Origin of the sequence: Arthrobacter sp. NPDC057259 (assembly GCF_042668995.1) — a bacterium.
Lineage (GTDB): Bacteria > Actinomycetota > Actinomycetes > Actinomycetales > Micrococcaceae > Arthrobacter.
This window is the reverse complement of record NZ_JBHUYA010000017.1, coordinates 1-1883: the sequence shown is the minus strand read 5'-3', so window position 1 is coordinate 1883 and position 1883 is coordinate 1. Positions and strand designations below refer to the sequence as shown.

General features: G+C 63.3%; 1 protein-coding gene and 1 pseudogene. Both read left to right on the top strand.

The window, feature by feature from the left end:
• Positions 1-245 (top strand): annotated as a pseudogene (locus ACFUCU_RS16230) (hypothetical protein); the annotation flags it as partial.
• 190 nt (positions 246-435) lie between these two features.
• Positions 436-1883: M12 family metallo-peptidase (locus tag ACFUCU_RS16225; RefSeq protein WP_377973473.1), on the top strand; the 1448-nt coding region annotated here is incomplete at its 3' end.

The following is a 1883-nucleotide window of genomic DNA, read 5'->3' as shown; positions in this document are numbered from 1 at the left end:
TAAAAGACAGCGGCTGCTACCAGAACTACCAAAACGGCGCCATCATCTGGTCCCCCACCACCGGCGCCCAAATCAGCCCCACCGGACCCATCCGCACCCTCTGGGCCGCCAACGGCTATGAAACCGGACGCCTCGGCTACCCCACCACCCCCCAAACCTGCACCACCACCCAAGACACCTGCACCCAGACCTACCAAAACGGAAAAATCACATGGACCACAACCCGCGGCGCCTACATCGGCTAGCCCGGGGCCGGCCGGCACCCGGACGCCGCAGGAAAGACGCAGCATTGGCCCAGAACACGGCGTGTACGCCTAAATAGTCCGCAGGTTCGGCCATTTTGGCCCGATCGGCCCGCTAGCACTCCCTAAACTACTTTCGCTTCCCGGTCCCTCCGCGGGGAATCTCGCAGCACGGCTCGAGGCACCGCGTTTCATGAAGGAAAAAATGAATCCCACACGGATGATGGCAACGGTTCTCAGTGCCGTGCTCCTTTCAGCGGTCTCCGTCACCGCAGTCACGCCTGCCTATGCGACGGCCACTGCGTCCTCGCTCGCCAGCGAGGTCACGCCGACGCCGGTCCCGACCTCGCCAACGCCCACGAATTCTGTCCCGGCGTCGCCGTCTCCCACCGCTGCGCCCACACAACCTGCACCCTCCTCGCCGTCGCCGTCGGCCGTGCCAATGACGACGACGCCGCCGGTTACCGAACAGACGGGCGGCGTGCCGACGTCGGCCCACATCTTTGAAACGCCTCCCGCCGAGGGAAGCAAAGGCGTCGCTCCCCGCCGCCTGAGCACCGAGGCCTACTCGATGTCCCGGACCGGCGACATCAAGATTCGACTGGTGACGGTCCAGCTCACCGATGTGAAGGCAAACATCTCGATGGACAGCGCCATTGCCGCGGTCCAGACGACGAGTGACTACTGGCGAACCATGTCCAACAACCGGCTCTCGATGTCCGTGGCCACCACGGAGACGTTCAACAGCCGCAGCGCTTCATCGAAGCAAAGCTATTCCGACATGATGAACACCATCACGAACGAGCTTGGATGGGCACCGAGCTCCTACCAGGCCCTCGTGGTGTTCGTCTCGACTCCGACGCTTTCCTCTGGTGCCTTCGGGGCTGGCTGGAGCTATAACGGAACCAGCGGCAAAGTCATCATGCCGCTTCCGGCGTCGTTGACCAAGAGTGTCCTCACGCACGAGTTCGGCCACGTCCTGGGCCTGATGCACGCCAACAGCTTGGAGTGCGGCAGCGGTGCGCAGGACACTGGCTCGAATCCGGACGGATCGTTCACCGACAGCAGCTGCAGCATCCGCGAATACGGCGACACGATGGACCTCATGGGCGCATCGCAAATCAGCCAACCGACGATTAGCTCCACCCTGTGGGATTTTGGCGGCTTTGGGCGAGGCGACGAGATTCGCAATATCGGGACGGCCGGCGGAAGCCAAAGCTACACCCTGACCGCCTGGGCGGGCACAGCGGCGAACCGGGCACTGAAATTCACGGATCCTATAAGCGGCGAGGTCTATTACCTGGAACTCCGCCTGCCCGTCGGTTATGACACCGCTACGGCCGTCAACGGCAACCGGGGGGTCAAGATCGTCCAGCAGATCGGGGCCGGTTCCCTGATCCTCATGCCAGACTCCACGCCATTCGCCGGCTACTACAGCACCCACCACGCCTGGCAGGCCGGTCAAACCTTTACCACTTACGCCGGGACCCGGGTTTCCATTGACTGGATCAGCAACGACGCCGCCGGCGTCACCATCGAAGCCGTGCCTGCGGCGGCGAGTGCGGCGATTTCGGCAACCACTTCTTCTTCTGCCGCGGCGTTGGGGTCCAAGACGTCGGACATTACCTGTGGTTTGCGGGA